The following is a 17,495-nucleotide window of genomic DNA, read 5'->3' as shown; positions in this document are numbered from 1 at the left end:
ATTTTCGAACCACGAAATTAATTCATTCACTAGTTATAACATTTGCATAATGCAGATTTTCAAGTTTGGCGGTGCTTCGGTTAAAGACGCATCCGGAGTTAAAAATTTAGTTGATATCGTATTATCATATGACCCAAAAGGATTGGTCATTGTGGTTTCGGCCATGGGGAAAACCACCAATAAACTTGAGGAGCTTGTCAGGCAGGCGCATTCCGGCGAAGATTATATGGTATCGCTGGCTGAGCTGAAAGAGTATCACCGGGCGATTGCAAATGAACTATTGGGTGATCTCCCTGAGCGATACCTTCATTTTGAGCAATCTTTGGAAAACACCCTCATGGATATAAGCCAATGTGAAGCAATGATGGCCTATGATCGGGTGGTGCCCCATGGCGAGCTGATGTCTACGGCAATTATCGAGGCATATCTTGGAAGAAAAGTAAAATGTGAGTGGGTGGATGCCCGCACCATCATTCGCACGGATCAATACTTCACAGAAGCGAATGTTGATTGGGTGGTTACAGAAAAGCAAGCAATCACGGACCTGAAGCCGGTTGCTGAAAAATGTGTGGTCGTTACACAGGGTTTTATCGGATCGGATGTGGAGGGCAATAGCACTACTTTAGGCAGGGAGGGTTCAGATTATACTGGAGCCATCCTGGCCTATTGCCTCAATGCGGATGAGTTTACGGTTTGGAAGGATGTGCCCGGCATCTTAAATGCAGATCCACGGATTTTGGAAGGTACGGAGCAATATGAACGGTTAAGCTATCGGGAAGTGACGGAGATGACCTATTATGGAGCGCAGGTAATTCACCCAAAAACCCTCAAGCCAATTGCACAAAAAAGCATTCCCCTGATCGTGCGCTCATTTCAGGATCGAAGCAAAGGAGGCACAACCATAGCGTCCGAAAACACAACTAAAATGATTCCATGTTTTGTATTCAAGGGTAATCAGCTCCTGGTTACCGCCCAGGTGAAGGATCATAGCTTTATGGATGAAAAAAAGCTGGGCATGATCCTGCAGGTGTTGGACCTGCTGAATATCAAAATAAACCTGATGCAGAATTCAGCACTGACATTTTCCTTTTGCATCGATAATAAAGAATTTAAGTCTAAGCGGATCAAAGAGCTACTCAACAGGGATTTCATTCTTTCCTTTGAGAGCCCATTAAATCTGGCCACAATCAAGAACTATACTCCCGATTCATTTAACCGGCTTCCTTGGAACCGATCAGTAATCATGGAGCAAAAAACATCGCACAACTATCAGGTGCTGTATCGTTAGGTTAATCTCTTAAGGGTTTGCCTTATTCCAGATAAATAGGAGGGACCAAATAGGTTGACGTGAACCAGGAGCGGATACAAATTATGAATATCTATTCTTTCATCAAATCCGGGCTCTAGCGGATATGATTCATGATAATGCTGATAAAATTCCGATGAGAAACCTCCGAACAGCTTTGTGAATGCCAGCTCAGTTTCTCTATGTCCATAATAGATCGCCGGGTCATAAATTACTGCGGCCCCATCTTCTCCACACATAAAATTACCACTCCAGAGATCGCCATGAAGGAGAGCCGGAGGTTCTTCTGGCACTAGGTGATCAAGTTTGGAAAACAGGGTCTCGAATTGGCTAATGGCATAGGAGTCAATGAGGTTGGAGTCCTTTGCCAGCTTGATTTGAGGAGCCAAGCGTTCCAAAATGAAGAACTCACTCCATGATTTGTGGGGCTTATTGGATTGAGGCAGGCTCCCAATAAAATTGTCATGATCCAGTCCGAAGTAACTTTGAGAGGCTTGATGCTGTCTGGCCAGGTTTTGGGCAAAATGCTCCCAGAAATAAGCGGACTGAGCCCCCTTATCAATCCATTCGAGAAGGAGATACGCTTTGCTGTCGAAACTTCCCCTACCCAAAACTTTCGGTATTCGAATGGTAGAGTGTCTGGAAAGGTGACCCAACCCTTTCTCTTCTGCCACAAACATTTCATGATGGTGAGCCTGGTTGTATTTCAGGAAAAATGATCCTGAGGAAGTTTCAATCCGAAACGTGCTATTAATACAGCCGCCCGAAACAGCATGAACATTTAGGATAGCAGCTTTATTGGAAACGTTGGTTTCTATGATATGCTTGAAAAAGCTGTTCACAGGTTGTGTTTTTCCTTCAGGAAGTTTAGAAGTTCATCTGCTGAACGATCCAGAATCTGATACACCTCTTCAAACCCATTCATACCTCCATACCAGGGGTCAGGTACATCTTTACCCTTTCCGTCGGGATCGAAATCGCGCATCATCATGAGTTTTTCCGGATCTTCGCCCATTTCTTTTACCATGTTTTGATAATTGGAGGCATCCATGGCCAGCAGGTAATCAAATTCATTTTGATGGTATTTTTTGAATTGCTGGCCTCTATGATTGACAGGAATGCCATATTTTTCAGCGATTTCAATGGTTCGTGGATCAGGATTTTCTCCAACGTGATAATTGGCTGTTCCGACCGAATCAACCGCTATTTTATGTGCTAAACCCATTTTTTTGACCTTTTCAATTAAGATGGCCTCTGCCAGTGGAGAGCGACAGATATTACCTAAACACACAAATAAAACTTTTATCATAATCAGGGGTTACCTTTTTGAAGTAGGTAGTATATACCTAATGCATAACACAAATTTATTCATACACCTGTTTGACAAGTAAAAAAGAAAGTCCCGTTTTTGACGGGACTTTTCTTTTTTGAATCGGTTTTTATGTTCTTATCTAATGCTGATTCCTACCCCTGCAGTAAACGTATTGTATTTCTGAATTGCGTACTCAGCATGCAGTGTTAGTATCAATAGCTTGATCCTTAGACCAGCATTGATTCTTGGTGAACTGGCTCCTGTGAAATCCAGGGAAACAGGATCGGTTACGGTCACACTTTGACCACCTGGAGAGGTATCTGTATATGTGAAGTCGCCATTGACTTCTATTGAACTACTGGCAATGTTATACCCCACACCCACATATGGAGTCAGGATAGATATCTTTTTAGAAATGATCCCTTGGATAGTCACTGACGAAGCTTTAAGCACCGCAACCCCATCAGCTTGAAATTCAGGATCGTTCTCGTTGATATCAAACTCTGCCTTCAATCTGTTAAATGAAGCAAATCCGGAAACATCAAATGGAATTTGCTTTAGTCCGGGGATCCATTGCTTTAGGTCATGCTTTACTCCTAATCCAAAGAGATTGAAACTACCATCCTCAACTGCTCCAAGATCACTTGCATACCTGATTATTAGTTCGGTGTTTTTAGGAAGACCTACTCCAAGCTGAAATGCAGGAACGGGAAAGCCTACGATTGGCAAATCTTCCACATCAGCTCCGCTTGGTGCATCAAAAACCACGTCACTACCATAGGTAACACCAGAACCTGGGATAACCTCGGTTCCAGCTGGAATTACAAGCCTGGATGTGGTTTCACCCCCCACGGCAGTGGGAAGAATATCCGAACCAGATTGCAATCTCAAATTGTTGTAATCAGCCTGATTAAATTGAAATTTTCTTTCTCCTGATGGGATATTAGCAATATTAACCGTGGCAGTAAGGTCAAAACCTAATATTTTGTGAGTTTCAGCAGTGTTATACCAGCCGGCACTAAGTCCGTTATTGAAAGAACGCATGATTGACTCAGTATAGCTATTCAAATATCTATTTGCATCCTCCGTTCCGCCTTTAAAAATATCGCCAAACTCCTGAGATTTGGCACTATGGCTGATTGCAAAGAATCCAATCAGCACTACGACTAAAATCTTGATAATAGGGTTTTTCATAATCATTGAGTTTGATTCGTGATCATCAAAGATGATTCATTTTTCCGTTTTATACTGCAATTAACCAAGATTTTGGCACTTTATTGAGACTGTATCCCGGTATTTTAAAACTTTAGTCGAAAAATTGGGAGGCCCCTACTTTGGCTCTCCAATACATCAGGGTAAATGTATGTCTTGCAGGGAAGCAGGCAAAAAAGGCAATGTGGGCCTCACGAGAAGGTGTAGCTGAGTTTTCATTATTTGGCTACTATTGCTCATTGAATTATTCGTGAGAGCATTAATTACAAAATCAACCGGGTTGTGGTATGAAGCTTTTGCTGAAGGCAAGAAGTACATAGCTCGTTTGCGTGGCAAATTCAAGCTTGAAGATAAAAAGCTGACAAATCCTATAGCTGTAGGAGACTGGGTAGAAATCGAACCTAATCCGCAGGCCAATAATGAATGGGTCATCACCCAGATCCATGTAAGGGAAAATTATGTCATTCGATCCAGCCCAAGAAAAAAGGGACATGACCACCTGATTGCCAGCAATATCGATCAGGGAGTCCTCATTGTTACATTGAAGAAACCTCGTACTTCGGTGGGTTTCATTGATCGGTTTTTAATTACACTGGAAAGCTTCAGAATTCCGGGGGTGATTTTATTCAATAAGAAGGATCTTTATTCCAATAAGGATTTGGTCAGGTACGAGGAGCTGAAGGCGATATATGAGCAGATCGGTTATCAGGTTGAACTAACTCAGTTTGATTCAGGAATTGATCAGGGCGTGTCGGCTATTTTTAAGGGGAAGACAAGTTTGCTTGCCGGTCACAGTGGGTCTGGTAAGTCAACGTTGATCAACCTGCTCATTCCGGAAGCGAATCAAGAAGTGAGCGAAGTTTCTGATTTCGCAAACAAGGGTGTGCATACAACCACTTTTGCCGAGTTATTCTTTGTGGATGATTCGTCGGCAGTCATAGATACTCCAGGGATCAAAGAGCTGGGTCTTTCCGAAATTGAGGATGAGGAGTTGTCTCACTATTTCCCAGAGATGCGGCAATTCCTCGGTAAGTGTAAGTTTCACAATTGTTTGCATGAGAATGAGCCTGGCTGTGCTGTGAAGGCGGCTGTCGGGGAGGCGATTTCTTTGATGAGGTATGAGAGCTATCTGTCTATTTTGAGAAACGAGGATAACCGCAAATAACGAAGGGCCGCCCTGTCTGGGCGGCCCAACATCACACAACCAACCTAACTCACTATTACTAGTGCACTTATGTAACATACGAAGTAGACGGAGTGTTCGTATTTTTCAGAAATTTTGGAATTTTAAAGAAGCCTGAGAAACCCCGGAATAAGCTTAAAGTTTCTCTGCCTCAGGCACTGTCTAATTTCATACAGGCATCTTATTCGAAGAGCTGATCGTTCCTCTCTGGTGCGATTCAGCTTTTTTATTTTTTGGCAAACCCTAAGCGTGCTTTTTTGATGAGTGGATTTGCGACGAAACTGCTGATCTGAAAGCGATCCGGCTACTTTTCTCTTTTTCACCAAGACCTCATTGGTGAAGGCATATTTCCAGTTTCTGGAGGATCTGATCCAGAAGTCAAAATCTTCGTAGGAAAGCGATTCGTCATACCCATTTAGCTCTTCCAGAACCTCCCTCTTGATCATCATAGAAGGTGGAGAAATGAAATATTTTTTGATCAGGTTTGCATATATGTCTCCTTCAGGAACCTGACAAAAAAGGGTTCCTTTTTTATCCCGCTTGAAGTGGGTGCCCAGCTCTTTTCCATTTTCATCGATATTTAGCACATCGCAAAAGGAAACTCCCGCATCACTTTTCATGAATGTATTAATGCCGCAAAGTACCCGCTCCGGCATCAAAATATCATCAGCTGCCAAATCAATAATGTATTCACCTCTTGATTCCCTGAATCCAAGATTGAAAGCTTGGCAATTTCCCAGTGTGGTCTCCAGACTAATGAATTTGACATTTTTTCCATCCAGTATCGAATGAATTAGCTCCTTGCTGCCGTCGGAGCTGCCGTCATCCACCACGATCAGCTCAATGTTGGGATACGATTGACTCCATACCGATTTGATCGATTCCTGCACAAACCGCTCTTGATTGTGACATAGGCAAACCACCGAAACCAGGGGAAGCTGATTCATTTGGGCAATATCACATCTCAGAACTTTTTTACCAATTAAATTCGGGGGAATGAATGTTTTTATCGTTCCGTCGTGGTATCCCTCTGCTTCGAATCCCTCATACGGCATTTTCATCAGGGAGCAAATCGGGATGATGGCCCGCCTGCGGTCCAGCTGGAAAATAGGGGTGAGCACGTGGGGGCAAGGGGATCATGATAAGCTGCTATGGGTGAGGGATCACGTAAAGAACATTAGTAAGCTGAGTAAACATGCCAACGATCAGGCAGGTGTTTTTGAGAATGGGTTTACTGAATATTATCAGCCTGCACTCAGCTGGACGAAGAAATTCAGGAAGGGGAACTTGAGGGAAATTATCCGTTGCAATGAATTGAACTATCAGGCTCATGTGCTGGCAAGCGGAAAGCCCGATGTACTCATGGTCCAGGCGGCATATCCGGGAGTTTTGATTGGAGCATATTTGTCGGAAAAGTATAAAGTTCCGGTTCACCTTCATGTGAGGCTCGGGGGTGCAATGTTTGAGCAGATGCTGAGCGAGCTCGGCTCCCTAAAAAAGGAGTTACTATCAGCCTTAGGGAAGTGTGATCTGGTTACCGCGACGAGTGACTTCCATGTCAGTGAAATTCAGAAGTGGGTTCCCCATGCCCAGACACTTCACAATCCTGTCGATACGGATTTTTTTGCTTTGTCAAAAACATGTGATGACTATTTCCTGTCAATAGGTAGGCTGGAACCGGAGAAAGGATTTGACATGCTGCTTGATGCTATCAAAAATCTCCCTGATGTGAATTTGAAAATCGCAGGTTCGGGCTCCCAATCCGACGAACTGACCAAGAGAATCATAAGAGAAGACCTTTCCAATCGTGTAGAATTGGCAGGAGAGCGGAGTAGGGAGGAAGTGAGAAATCTGATGCAGGAATGTCAGTTTTTGGTACTTCCCAGTAAGTATGAGACATTCGGTAATGTTTTATTGGAGACAATGGCTTGTGGTAAGCCGGTGGTAGCCACTGCATGTGGCGGACCTCAGGAGATTGTCTCAGGGAAAACAGGAATATTGACTGAAGTTGGTGTGAAAAGTTTGGAGGAAGGAATTGTTCGCATGACGAAGATGCATCAAGATTACGATCCTGTCGAAATTCGGGATCACGTGGAAAAAGAATTTTCTCCTGTCAAATGGATGGACTGGCTGGAAGGAATGTTCAGATCAATTGTGTAAGCAATGGTTTTCCGGTTTCCATTGCACCCATCCGTTCTTTGAAAAGCTTCAATGTTTCCTGAGGCCTCCCTTCCTTGGAAGATACCCCCAGATCCAGGTATTTAAATCTCTTGCTTTGACAGTGGGCTACCATTCCGGCAATCAGCATCACCATCGGGCTCTTATTTCTAAACATCGGACTGGTGGCCGGCAGGTAATAATATGCTATCTCGTCCGTCACATTCACAGCTATGCAGAGTGCCGAAATCTTACCTCCCCGAAATACGCCAAAAATTTCATATTGCTCGGGCAATTCGTCAATAAGAGATTCGAGGTGATCAAACTCAATGTTGATTTGCAACCCCTGAGCCTGCCGGCATACTGTTAGAAAATCATAGGCTGTTTTGACCTGATCATTGCCCATCTTCTGGAATTCAAAACCTTCCTCTTTCAGGGATTGAAGTTTCCGTGCCTGCATTTTGTGAATGGAATCCTGCCATTCTTTACTCAGGTCGATGTGTTGATTTATGTCTGTAAACGCAATCGTAAATCCTAGTTTCTGTAATTGAGCCAGATCGGCAAATGGTCGGTAAATCTCCGAAGGATGCCGTATCTCCACTTTTTCTACCCCCTTGGATTTTAGGTCATTGGATACTTCAGCCCAGAAATCGGCTAATGCCACTGCATGGTCATTTCTGCAAAAAAAGGATCCGAATGGACTTCTTGGTATACTAATTGCCACTTTATCTGCCACATCAAAGGCGATAAAGAAATCCGGATTTGAATAGCCAACGAAATGAGCGTAGGATTGTGAGTGCAGGTATTCCTTTCGCAAGTAAGTGGGAGCAATGCCTTGCGGAATATCGGCTACAGATTGATGAATTTGAAATGACATTTGGTTACAAAATTAAAACCCAGCCAACTTTTGAAAGCTCAAATCGGACGCTATCTTGCGTCTTGGATTTTTACAATAAAATCTCAAATACTTCACTTTGAAAAACCTGATAATTGGCATTTTTTTAATGACTTCCCTCAGCCTTCATGGCCAGGTCTTTGAGCGTGGGAATGTACAGAATTTGGTGAAGAAGGCAACCGATCATATCTACAATGCCTCTCCTGATTCTGCAGAATATTACATCGGGAAAGCTGAAAAATTTATTCCCCAGCATCCTGTCATTCCCCTCATGCGGGCTATGAGCATCTTGTGGGCGCATATACCCACCATCGATGTGGAACTCTTTCGGGAGATGGAGGTGCAGCTTGATTCTGCAATTGGTTTGGCCAAACTGAAGGATCCTGATTTAGATGACCCTGAGATGATATTTTTTGCAATGGGTGCTTATGGCTTGCTTGCTGAATATTACGCTGATCAGGGCTATAGTATGAAAGCAGTGGGAGAGGCCAACCGTGCCTATGGTCTCATGAAAAAAGGTTTTGATATTGTGGAAGAGTATCCGGAGTTTTTGCTCACAACCGGATTGTACAACTACTTCCGTGAAAAGTATCCGCAAAAGCATCCGATCTACAAACCCTTGCTGTGGTTTTTCAGAAGTGGCGACATGGAACTTGGCCTTCAACAGCTGGAAAGGGCATGCACTGAATCCTTTCTCACCAAAGTAGAAGCTCACGTCTATCTGAGCTATATCTATTTGAGATATGAGTACAAGCCGGAATTGGCCCAGAGGTATCTTTCAGAGCTCTGTACCATTTATCCAAAAAACTATTATGCAAAAGCCAAATATTTGGAGTCCCTGGCAAATCCGAGAGGTTTTGAAAACCCACCCTTAGAAATCATCTATGACCTTATCAAGCATGAGAGCCCATACTATAAGCTGGCGGGCTATGTGTTTTTGGGTCATTTTGAAGAGAAAAATGTAGGGAATAAGGAAAAGGCCGAGTATGCATACCGGTTGGGTCTGGAATACAGTGCGGAAATACCTGATCATGGCGAATTTTTTAAAAGCTTTGGATACTTGGGCTTAGGTAGGTTATTGGCGGAAAAGGGTGAAAAAGAGGAGGCCAGGAAATCGTTAGATTTGGCATTGCAATATGCAGAAACCGAGCAGGTAGAGTCGGAAGCCAACAAGCTTTTATCAGAACTTTGAGCAGCTACTACACCATTTATTCAAAATCAGAAGGACTTTATAAGGAGAAGGGCAGTAAATTCATCGCTTTGGCCTTTCCTGTTACCTCTGAAGATCAAATCAAAGAAATACAAGAGAATTTGCGGAAGGAATTTTATGATGCTAGGCACCATTGCTTTGCCTGGGTTCTGGGTATGGATGATCAAAGCTGGCGGGCCAATGATGACGGTGAGCCTGCTCATTCGGCTGGAGACCCTATTTTGGGACAAATCAGGTCATTCAATCTCACAAATATTTTGGTGGTGGTAATTCGCTACTTCGGGGGTACCAAATTGGGAGTGGGCGGCTTGATTCATGCATATAAGACCGCCACGGAGGATGCGCTCTCCAAGGCGAAGAAAAGGGAGATATTTGAGACGATCACTCTAAAGATGAAATTTGAGTATGAAATGATGAGTGTGGTGGAGCGTCTGATCGCCGATTTTGATATGGAAGTACTGGACAGGGACTTTCAAATATCATGCACCATACAAAGTGTGATTAAAAAGGACCTGCTGGATCAATTCAAAGAAAAAACCTCCGACCTTTATAGCATTCAATTTGATTTCAATGATGATTAAAGAACTGGAAAAGTTATTTGTTCGAGACCTTGAAAAACTTCGGGGAGAACTGGATCAATACCCAAACGAAGAAACGCTATGGAAGGTAGTGGACGGTATCAGCAATTCCGGTGGGAATCTTGTAATGCACCTTTGCGGAAATCTCCAGCATTTTATAGGTGCCGTACTCCATGACACGGGTTATGTTCGCCAGCGCGATTTTGAATTCAATGGACGGATGGACCTGAATCAGCTCAATGAAGAAATAGGCAAGACCATTGAGGTAATCCGTTCGTATTTCAAAGATGCTGATTCAGAAACCTTTGATGGCGATTACCCTCTGGAGGTTTTCGGTTACCCCATGTCCATCGGCTATTTCCTTATTCATTTGCAAGGCCATTTAAACTATCATTTGGGGCAGATAAACTATCATCGAAGAATACTATCATAAGTGTCAAAAATCTACTTATTGTAGCAGCATTCACGAAATATTTCAATAGCTCAAGCCTTAATCGGGCTATTGATTGTGTTTATCTAATATTTCCCCAAAATGAACGAATGGGGCCTTTCACTTAAATATTTCTTAGTTAACCTTGAGTCGTAAAAGAAATTCAAAGACAATCCATAGCTGGTTGAATTAGAACGGAGTTGCTTTGGTGAGGGCGCTCCGTTTGCTTTTTATCCCTTCTATATCTTGAAATAAAAAAGCCACCCAAAATTGGATGGCCATCTCTAACCTACAAAACGTCTGAATTCAGAATCCAGTTAAGCTTTTCTCATTCTTCTTGAGATTTTTACTCCAAGAATAGCAATAAGTAATGAAGCGAGTATAAGGGCAATTTTCTTTCTCATGTAGATAAGTCAATAAAAAACTCCTTGACCCCTAAAAGCAACCTCCTTATGGGATGGAAATGGATGCTGAACTCACAGCTACCGTACCAAAAAATCCCAGCACTGGTCTTTCATCATTCAGATAAAACAGATTCCCTTCTACAATGGCTGGGGTAGTCCCCGAGGAGGTCCCAAGTGTAGTTATTTGTGATCGTAAGAGATCGAGGTAATCATATGCGTCGGATGAAATAGCCTGCAATTGTACTGTCATTTCATCACCGCTATCATATTCAAAATTTTGAAAATTATTGGGTATTAGGTTGCCGTCAAATAACCGATCGTCCTGAACTGTGATGGGCTCAGGTTCCGTGATCATATCTCCATTTCTAAGAAAAATCCATCGGTAATAGTTTCTGATTCCCTGCGGGTCTCGGGTATTTATTTTAGGATAATAAATTGTGATTTGCTGGTCAGAATTATTCGGGTCATTTTCCTGAAACGACTCTACCCGTAGATTTTCAATAGGAACCCGTGTGGACATTTGATCCCAATCTGATCGTATCTCCAGGGTATCCAGTACGATTCTCAATCGATATTCTTCTCCACTTGTCCCGCCAAAAACACTGTCAGAATGATAGTATCCATCTGATGTATATGAATACCTAAAAACGTCACCAGATCTACTTTGAACAATAACCTCGGCATCTTCAATCGGGGTAACTGAGCCCTGATTTGAAAAGGCGGTTGATCTAGTGAGCCTTATTGCCTGATTACTGGGTATATCTGAGAGCCAGCCTTCCACCACAACTAGATTTTGTGGATCCGGCAAATCCACCACCACCACCTCCTCGCATGAGAAGATCAGGAAAAGCAGCGATATGTATGCAAGCTTTTTCAAAACCTGAAATTGTATGTGATGGCAGGGATGATCGTTCCAAAAATCGAGTATTTGACTACCTCAGCTGTTCCCGGATCAGTAGGGGATTCACGGAAGAAGTAGGAGTATGCATTCTTTCTTGCATACACATTATAGATCGTCAAGATCCAATAGTCATTGTTTTTTCTTCTGCTTCCATCTTTTTTAAACTCCTTTCCTTCCCATTTCACAGATAAGTCCAGCCGGTGGTATTCAGGTAGCCTGGAGTTGTTTCTCACCTGAAAATGGGGAACTAGATTGCCCTCAAATTCATACTTGTCTGTGGGGAGTGTCACAGGGATGCCAGTATTGAAAACAAAGTTGGTTGATGCACTCCACCTTTTAGAAAGCTGCATGCTCCAAGAGGTAGAGAAATCGTGTGTCTTATCATGGTTTTCTACCACAAATCGCTCTTGGTTGTTTTCCGGGATTCTACTTTCGGCACGTGAAAGGGTGTAGCTGATCCAGCCCTTCAATCGACCAGTTTTTTTCCTCGCGTAAAGCTCCAGGCCATAAGCTCTGCCCTGGCTAAAAAGTAACTCGGTTTCGACATTTTCATTGAATTGTAAATCTGCGCCATTCTTATATTGAATGTTGTTAGTGATGTCTTTGAAGTAGATTTCGGAGGAAAGCTCCCACATATTTCCATTCAGGTTTTTGTAAAACCCAAGTGTATACTGATCAGTGGTCGTCGGTGGGATGTAAGAATCGCTCAGCTTCCAGATGTCTGTGGGTGCCGGTGAGATGGTATTGGAGATTAGATGGATATACTGGGCAGTCCTGGAAAAGGAAGCTTTTAGAGAGGATGTATTATTCAATCTCCAATTCACCGACACCCTCGGCTCCACATTTATTTCTTTATTCATCAATTCCAGCTGTTCGAAACGCACTGTATCTATGATGGTAGAATCTGCAATTGGCACACCCTCTTTGTATCGAAACTCAGTGCCTGAGCCAAAGGAATGGAGGCCACTAAGTCTCACACCGTAATGCAATGAAAATTGTCCAATATTGGTCTCCTGGCCAAAATGAAGGGAAGACTCCAAGCCTTGTTCACTTTCCAATTCTACCTTGTTAGTACTTGCGTTTTGATCCAATGGCTCCCTTGATCCGGGCAGCAGGCTATGGTAAACAAATCCAAATCCAAATGTCAGCTCATTGTTTGGATTGAGTGTATAAGTCAGGTTCGTTCGGAAGCTATAGTCCGAAACCCTGGACCTACCAACAAACGCTCCGGGCTCTTCCGTACTTTCAATCTTATAATTGTATTGTGAGACAAAGGCAGATATATTGGAGAAAAGCCGAGGCGTGAAAAGGTAGTTCCACCGGAAGTTGAGCATACGGTTTCCCCAGTTTCTTGTTGAATTCAGTCCTACAAGGTTTCTGTCATTGCCAATGTACCCGGAGAGATAATAGGTACTTGCCTGACTGTATTTAAAGTTGAGTTTTAGGTTTAAATCCTGAAACCTGATTCGGTTTCTGCGAACGGAGGTGCTGGCAAAATCATCGAGCGAGAGATTCAGCAGACTCTGACGACCGGATATCAGGTATGAGCTTTTACCTTCCTTGAGTGGCCCCTCGGCAAGCATTCGGGCAGATAGTATCCCGATACCCCCGGAATAGCTGGGCTTATTGGCATTGCCTTCTTTCTGCCTCACTTCTATGACTGAAGAGGTACGGCCTCCGTATGAAGGTGGAATATACCCTTTCATAATCCGCACATTGTTTACAGCCTCAGGGTTGAAGACCGAGATCAATCCATAGAAATGGTTGGGGTTGTAAATGGTGGCCTCATCCAAAACGGTCAGGTTCTGATCCACGCCACCACCTCTCACGTGAATTCCACTGGCATCTTCACCAACAGCCTTGATTCCGGGTTTTAGAAGTGCATTTTGTATTACATCTACTTCCCCCAGGAAATAGGGAATCTGACCGTCTGCTCCTGATATTGAGATTCGATTGATGGAAGTGATATTTTCAGAAAGGTTGACATCATCGGAAAGGGAAAGCACTTCCACCTCATCCAGCTCGGTGATTTTTTGAGATATGGAAATGTCGAGGTATGTGTTTCTGTAGAGTGAAATTTCCGTCTCGATGGGCTTATAGCCAATGTGGGAGATTTTTAATTTATAATCCCCTTCACGCACAGTCAGGGTATAAAAGCCGTAACCATTCGTGGTAGTTCCAAACTTGGTGCCTTGTATCTGCACAGTCGCCCCGATTATGTGCTCACCGGATTCAGCAGTCTTTACCACTCCGTTGATGGTATATGTCCTGGGAGAGTGGGGGAGCAATATCACCTGATTGCCACTCATTTGCACATCGGCAATTCTACGCTCCCTCAGGTAGTCAATGTATTCCTTAATGGTTAGCCCTTTTTCTACCTGTATATCCTGATTGGTCAGCTTGTCAGCACTGTACGCAAGTTGAATCCCGGAAGACCTGAGTGAGTCCAGACTCTTAAAAAGAGTGATTTTACCATGGAACGGCAGCTTGCTTTCCAGTGTGGCTTGCTGGGAGAAGGCAACAGCTATCCATCCCAACAATAGAAATATGCTGAAAAGCTTTCGTAAACTGGAATAGCAGGCGACAAACACGCCCACAAAAGTAATGGGAATGAATCGTGAATGCTGTATTTAGCAGCCCTGACCTGAAATTTTAACAGTATTGTCTTTTAAAGAAGTTTTTACTTTCAGGATTGAACTCAATGTACTCAATACTTCTGAAAGAGGCTGTTTATTGAATGTTGCAGAAACTCTGCATTGCTGCAGGTCAGCGTTGGATAGCTGAAATTCCACATCGTAATACTCGCTTAGTTCGGTAAGCGCTTCATTTAATGGAGTATTGTTGAAGTTGAAGATGCCATTTCTCCAGCTCATAATATTTTCAGAAGGAGCTTCCTTAACTTCTACAGATGCAGTTGCTCTGTTGAAAACAGCTTCTTTCCCGGCAGGAACCTGAGTTTGAGTTCCCTCTTTCTCAAATGCAACCAAACCTCTATCAACATAGAGTGTTACTTCATTTTCTGTGGTGATGAGATTGAAAGCCGTTCCCAAAACCTTCACATCAACACCATTCACATCGATGATAAATGGCTTTGTACTTTTCTGAATGTCAAAGTATGCTTCGCCTGTAAATGATACGTTTCGTTCTTCCCCGAATTTTTCAGGATAAGAAAATGACGAATTGGCATTTAAAACGCCCACAGAACCGTCAGGAAAAGTCACACTAACTTTTTCATCTAATGAAGCTACCTGAATAAGGGATGGAGTGGGGTTGTATAGATAAACGGAAACGGAAAGTACTGCGAGAATTGCCACAGCTGCTGCAATTTTCATCCAGCTAAATGACTGGCTTGAAGTATGGATTTTCTGATTAAGCTTATCCCAAGCTACATTCTCATCAACATCCGGAGCGTTAACTTCCGTGTGCTGAAAGAGAAACTCAACGAAGCTATCCTTCTCAGAAGAAGACCCATCATTGTAGTTTAAGTGGTTATATACTTTCAGGTCGTTTGCCATCTCATTTGTCTGTCAATAAACCGGGGTGCAACCCCCAATTTTTTTCACTTTTTTTCTTAGCTCATATGTTCTTTGTAGTGTTTGTACACATGCTCCAAAGATTCTCTCAATTTTTTCAGTGCTATCCCCATTTGATTTTCCACTGTTTTCTTCGATAAATCCAGCTCTTCGGCTATTTCTTCATAAGTCATGCCAGCATTTCTGCTGAGTATAAAAATCTTTCTGCACTTTTTTGGAAGCGCATCAATCGCCGACTGAATGTACTGTTTCAGTCGTTCGTTTTCACCCTCATCTTTCCGTGGCATGCTCACACTCAGCATCACCTCGCTTACATCCGCCATAGATTGCTGCCTGGGTAGCTCCAGTTTGATGTAGTTCAGGCACTTATTTTTTACTGCAGAGTAGAGGTAGGTTTTTAGGGTTGTCTGTATCTCAATGTTGTCTCGTTTCTCCCACATATACAGAAAAACCTCCTGGGCCATCTCCTCAGCGATAGTCGCATCTCTCACATAGGTAAAAGCAAAGCGATAAAGCTCCTTGTAATAGCGTTTGAAAATGACCTCATAGGCTGAGAAGTCATTACTTTTCACCTGCTGGAAAAGCAAAAGGTCATTGTCGGAGTTCATAGATGCTATTGGAACGAATTGGTTATTTCCGTGAATAAGTTCAACGAAGGATTGAAAAATCCCGCGAAGTAGTTTTCGGCGAAGATAGAAACAATCATGTTTTCTGAAGGAATGATATAGATATGTTGTCCCAGTTCTCCGGGAATGTAGTAAAACTCATCATGTGGGATGCCGAAGTATCCCGAAAGGTCTTCACCAAAAAATTGCCAGATATAGCCAAGATTATAAAGTCCTGAAACTTCAGTTTGAATGGAAGCTGCATCCAAAACAAAATTCGGATCAATGATTTTTCTGTTTTGCCAAATTCCTTCACTGAGGTAGAGATAGCCAAGTTTTGTCCAGTCCAATAGCGATACACTTATTCCATCGCCACCATTGAAATTTCCTGCAGGGTCAGTGTCTATGCTACATGTAGCGATCGTCAGCGGATTCAGAATGTTTTCCAGAAGAAACTGATCAAAGCTTTGACCGGCAGCTGCCTCAATAATTTTTGCCAGTAGCACCCCAGACCCGGTATTTAGGTTCGTTCTCAAACCCGCCGGTGCTTCCATTGGTTGCTCCAAAATATACCGAACCCAGTCATCTGTTGTCTTCATTACATTCAGGTCATTCGTCAGGCTGAAAGGCTGGATGCTTTCATTCCAGGAAAACCCACTTTTATGCGTCAGCAAGTGCTCTATAGTGATCGCTTGTTTATTAGGGTCGGCCGTAAATACATATGCATACTCTGGGAGGTAATCCGCAATAGAATCATTCAGAGATAGTATGCGTTTATCTTCCGCAACACCAACGGCAGCAAGTGTGAAGGTCAATCCGGCATTTCCTATGTTCTGGATACTGCTTCGCTTTCTTCCGAAATAGTAATTTTCGAAAATGAGATGATCATTTTTGATAATTATCATCCCATGGATTTCCTGAAATGCTCCAACTTTTATGCTGTTATCTAATCCCAGCAGGATATTTTCGGACAGCCCATTTTTACCGGGTAATTCATAATCCCATATTTCCTGATCTGGAGCCACCTCATCACTGATGTAGCAGGAGGACAATATGAGCAGGATGAAAATGGTCTTTAGCTTCATTAGGTAAATAAGGTATAGTTTCCGTGCTGATCCGAAGGGGGAGCAGGTTTTATGAATGAAACATCATTACCCTCAATATCCCTGATTTTGGGACTGACAGTATGCGAAAGAAGCTCTTCCCTGGTCTCCCTGCCAAGAAGCTCCAATAATTCGTCCGGATCGTTTGATTCCAGCCATCTCCGGGTAGAAGCCGCATCCAAAATCGCTGGCATGTCTTCCTGAAAGTCGCCAATTTGATCATTGGACAGCCGGGTAATCATGATAAATGAATGAGTGCCTTCCTCGCCTTCCTCCCAAAGGCCTGCTACCGAGAAAACCTTTTTGTCAGGATAAAAAAAATAGTGGGGTACCTGCTGCTTTTTTGCCACTTGCTTCCAAATGTAAAAGCCATCCATGGGGATCACGCATCGGTGTGTGGGGAGTTTTTTTCTGTAGCTGGCCTTGTTGAGTACCGAGTCCATCGGGAGATTAAAAAACTTTGGGCTCATAGCCCGATTATTGGACCACAAGGCCATTAGGCCCCAATTGAAGAAAGAAACCCGGTCTTTTTCGATGCTGGTGATGAGCGGCAAAACCTTGGTAGGGGCCGCATTGTATTGAGGCTCGTACATCTCGGGCACCTCCACCCCCAAAACAAGCGCAAGCTCATCCGGTTTTAATGTAATGGTGTATCTATCCAGCATT

At 43.1% G+C, this 17,495-nt stretch carries 17 protein-coding genes; 6 read left to right on the top strand and 11 right to left on the bottom strand.

Annotated features, from left to right (window positions below; all coding sequences use genetic code 11):
• Positions 1-49: 49 nt before the first annotated feature.
• Positions 50-1,288: an aspartate kinase gene (locus tag RLN88_RS09055; RefSeq protein WP_350221074.1), complete on the top strand. Its 1,239-nt coding sequence runs from the start codon at positions 50-52 to the stop codon at positions 1,286-1,288.
• Here RLN88_RS09055 and RLN88_RS09050 read toward each other — a convergent pair.
• From RLN88_RS09050 to RLN88_RS09040, 3 genes are all read right to left on the bottom strand, one after another.
• Positions 1,285-2,148 (bottom strand): fructosamine kinase family protein, encoded by an 864-nt coding sequence (locus RLN88_RS09050; RefSeq protein ID WP_350221073.1) that lies wholly within the window; start codon positions 2,146-2,148, stop codon positions 1,285-1,287. The two genes, RLN88_RS09055 and RLN88_RS09050, sit on opposite strands and share 4 nt — an antisense overlap.
• A complete protein-coding gene (locus tag RLN88_RS09045) occupies positions 2,145-2,615 on the bottom strand; it encodes a low molecular weight protein-tyrosine-phosphatase (RefSeq protein WP_350221072.1) in 471 nt (156 codons plus the stop codon). The genes RLN88_RS09050 and RLN88_RS09045 overlap by 4 nt, the downstream gene beginning before the upstream one ends.
• Positions 2,616-2,753: 138 nt before the next feature.
• Positions 2,754-3,812 carry a DUF6588 family protein gene (locus tag RLN88_RS09040; RefSeq protein WP_350221071.1) on the bottom strand — a complete coding sequence of 353 codons (1,059 nt, stop codon included), beginning with the start codon at positions 3,810-3,812 and terminating at the stop codon, positions 2,754-2,756.
• Positions 3,813-4,080: 268 nt separating this feature from the next.
• Between RLN88_RS09040 and rsgA the strand changes: the two genes are divergently transcribed.
• Positions 4,081-4,995, top strand: coding sequence for a ribosome small subunit-dependent GTPase A (gene rsgA, locus RLN88_RS09035; protein WP_350221070.1), 915 nt, complete (start codon positions 4,081-4,083; stop codon positions 4,993-4,995).
• A gap of 122 nt (positions 4,996-5,117) precedes the next feature.
• Here rsgA and RLN88_RS09030 read toward each other — a convergent pair whose 3' ends face one another.
• Positions 5,118-5,960: a glycosyltransferase gene (locus RLN88_RS09030; RefSeq protein ID WP_350221069.1), complete on the bottom strand. Its 843-nt coding sequence runs from the start codon at positions 5,958-5,960 to the stop codon at positions 5,118-5,120.
• 49 nt (positions 5,961-6,009) lie between these two features.
• On the opposite strand from RLN88_RS09030, the gene RLN88_RS09025 reads away from it, so the two are divergent.
• Positions 6,010-7,173, top strand: coding sequence for a glycosyltransferase (locus tag RLN88_RS09025; RefSeq protein WP_350221068.1), 1,164 nt, complete (start codon positions 6,010-6,012; stop codon positions 7,171-7,173).
• Here the strand turns inward: RLN88_RS09025 and RLN88_RS09020 are convergent.
• Entirely contained in the window at positions 7,157-8,047 is an 891-nt protein-coding gene (locus RLN88_RS09020) for a GNAT family N-acetyltransferase (protein ID WP_350221067.1), read from the bottom strand. The two genes, RLN88_RS09025 and RLN88_RS09020, sit on opposite strands and share 17 nt — an antisense overlap.
• Positions 8,048-8,144: 97 nt before the next feature.
• On the opposite strand from RLN88_RS09020, the gene RLN88_RS09015 reads away from it, so the two are divergent.
• Genes RLN88_RS09015 through RLN88_RS09005 form a run of 3 tightly spaced genes read left to right on the top strand, consistent with a single transcriptional unit; the run spans position 8,145 to position 10,286 of the window.
• Positions 8,145-9,257: a hypothetical protein gene (locus RLN88_RS09015; protein WP_350221066.1), complete on the top strand. Its 1,113-nt coding sequence runs from the start codon at positions 8,145-8,147 to the stop codon at positions 9,255-9,257.
• Entirely contained in the window at positions 9,254-9,856 is a 603-nt protein-coding gene (locus tag RLN88_RS09010) for an IMPACT family protein (RefSeq protein WP_350221065.1), read from the top strand. Before RLN88_RS09015 ends, RLN88_RS09010 begins: the two co-directional genes overlap by 4 nt.
• On the top strand, positions 9,846-10,286 hold the full coding sequence (locus RLN88_RS09005; protein WP_350221064.1) for a DinB family protein: 441 nt from the start codon (positions 9,846-9,848) through the stop codon (positions 10,284-10,286). The genes RLN88_RS09010 and RLN88_RS09005 overlap by 11 nt, the downstream gene beginning before the upstream one ends.
• Before the next feature lie 447 nt (positions 10,287-10,733).
• Here the strand turns inward: RLN88_RS09005 and RLN88_RS09000 are convergent, their stop codons facing one another.
• The 6 genes from RLN88_RS09000 to RLN88_RS08975 form a co-directional block, all read right to left on the bottom strand.
• Entirely contained in the window at positions 10,734-11,564 is an 831-nt protein-coding gene (locus RLN88_RS09000; RefSeq protein WP_350221063.1) for a DUF4249 domain-containing protein, read from the bottom strand.
• Entirely contained in the window at positions 11,561-14,125 is a 2,565-nt protein-coding gene (locus tag RLN88_RS08995) for a TonB-dependent receptor (protein WP_350221062.1), read from the bottom strand. The genes RLN88_RS09000 and RLN88_RS08995 overlap by 4 nt, the downstream gene beginning before the upstream one ends.
• A 93-nt stretch (positions 14,126-14,218) precedes the next feature.
• Complete coding sequence (locus RLN88_RS08990) at positions 14,219-15,103, bottom strand: FecR family protein (protein WP_350221061.1); 885 nt, start codon at positions 15,101-15,103, stop codon at positions 14,219-14,221.
• A gap of 56 nt (positions 15,104-15,159) precedes the next feature.
• Complete coding sequence (locus tag RLN88_RS08985) at positions 15,160-15,729, bottom strand: RNA polymerase sigma-70 factor (RefSeq protein WP_350221060.1); 570 nt, start codon at positions 15,727-15,729, stop codon at positions 15,160-15,162.
• Positions 15,730-15,734: 5 nt separating this feature from the next.
• Positions 15,735-16,811, bottom strand: a complete 1,077-nt coding sequence (locus tag RLN88_RS08980; protein WP_350221059.1) for a serine hydrolase domain-containing protein — start codon at positions 16,809-16,811, stop codon at positions 15,735-15,737.
• Complete coding sequence (locus RLN88_RS08975) at positions 16,811-17,494, bottom strand: SOS response-associated peptidase (RefSeq protein WP_350221058.1); 684 nt, start codon at positions 17,492-17,494, stop codon at positions 16,811-16,813. Before RLN88_RS08975 ends, RLN88_RS08980 begins: the two co-directional genes overlap by 1 nt.
• Position 17,495 lies beyond the last annotated feature (1 nt).

This window comes from Ekhidna sp. (assembly GCF_040223195.1).
Taxonomy (GTDB): domain Bacteria; phylum Bacteroidota; class Bacteroidia; order Cytophagales; family Cyclobacteriaceae; genus Ekhidna.
Note: the sequence above shows the minus strand (reverse complement) of the source record. Positions and strands in the feature narration are given on the sequence as shown.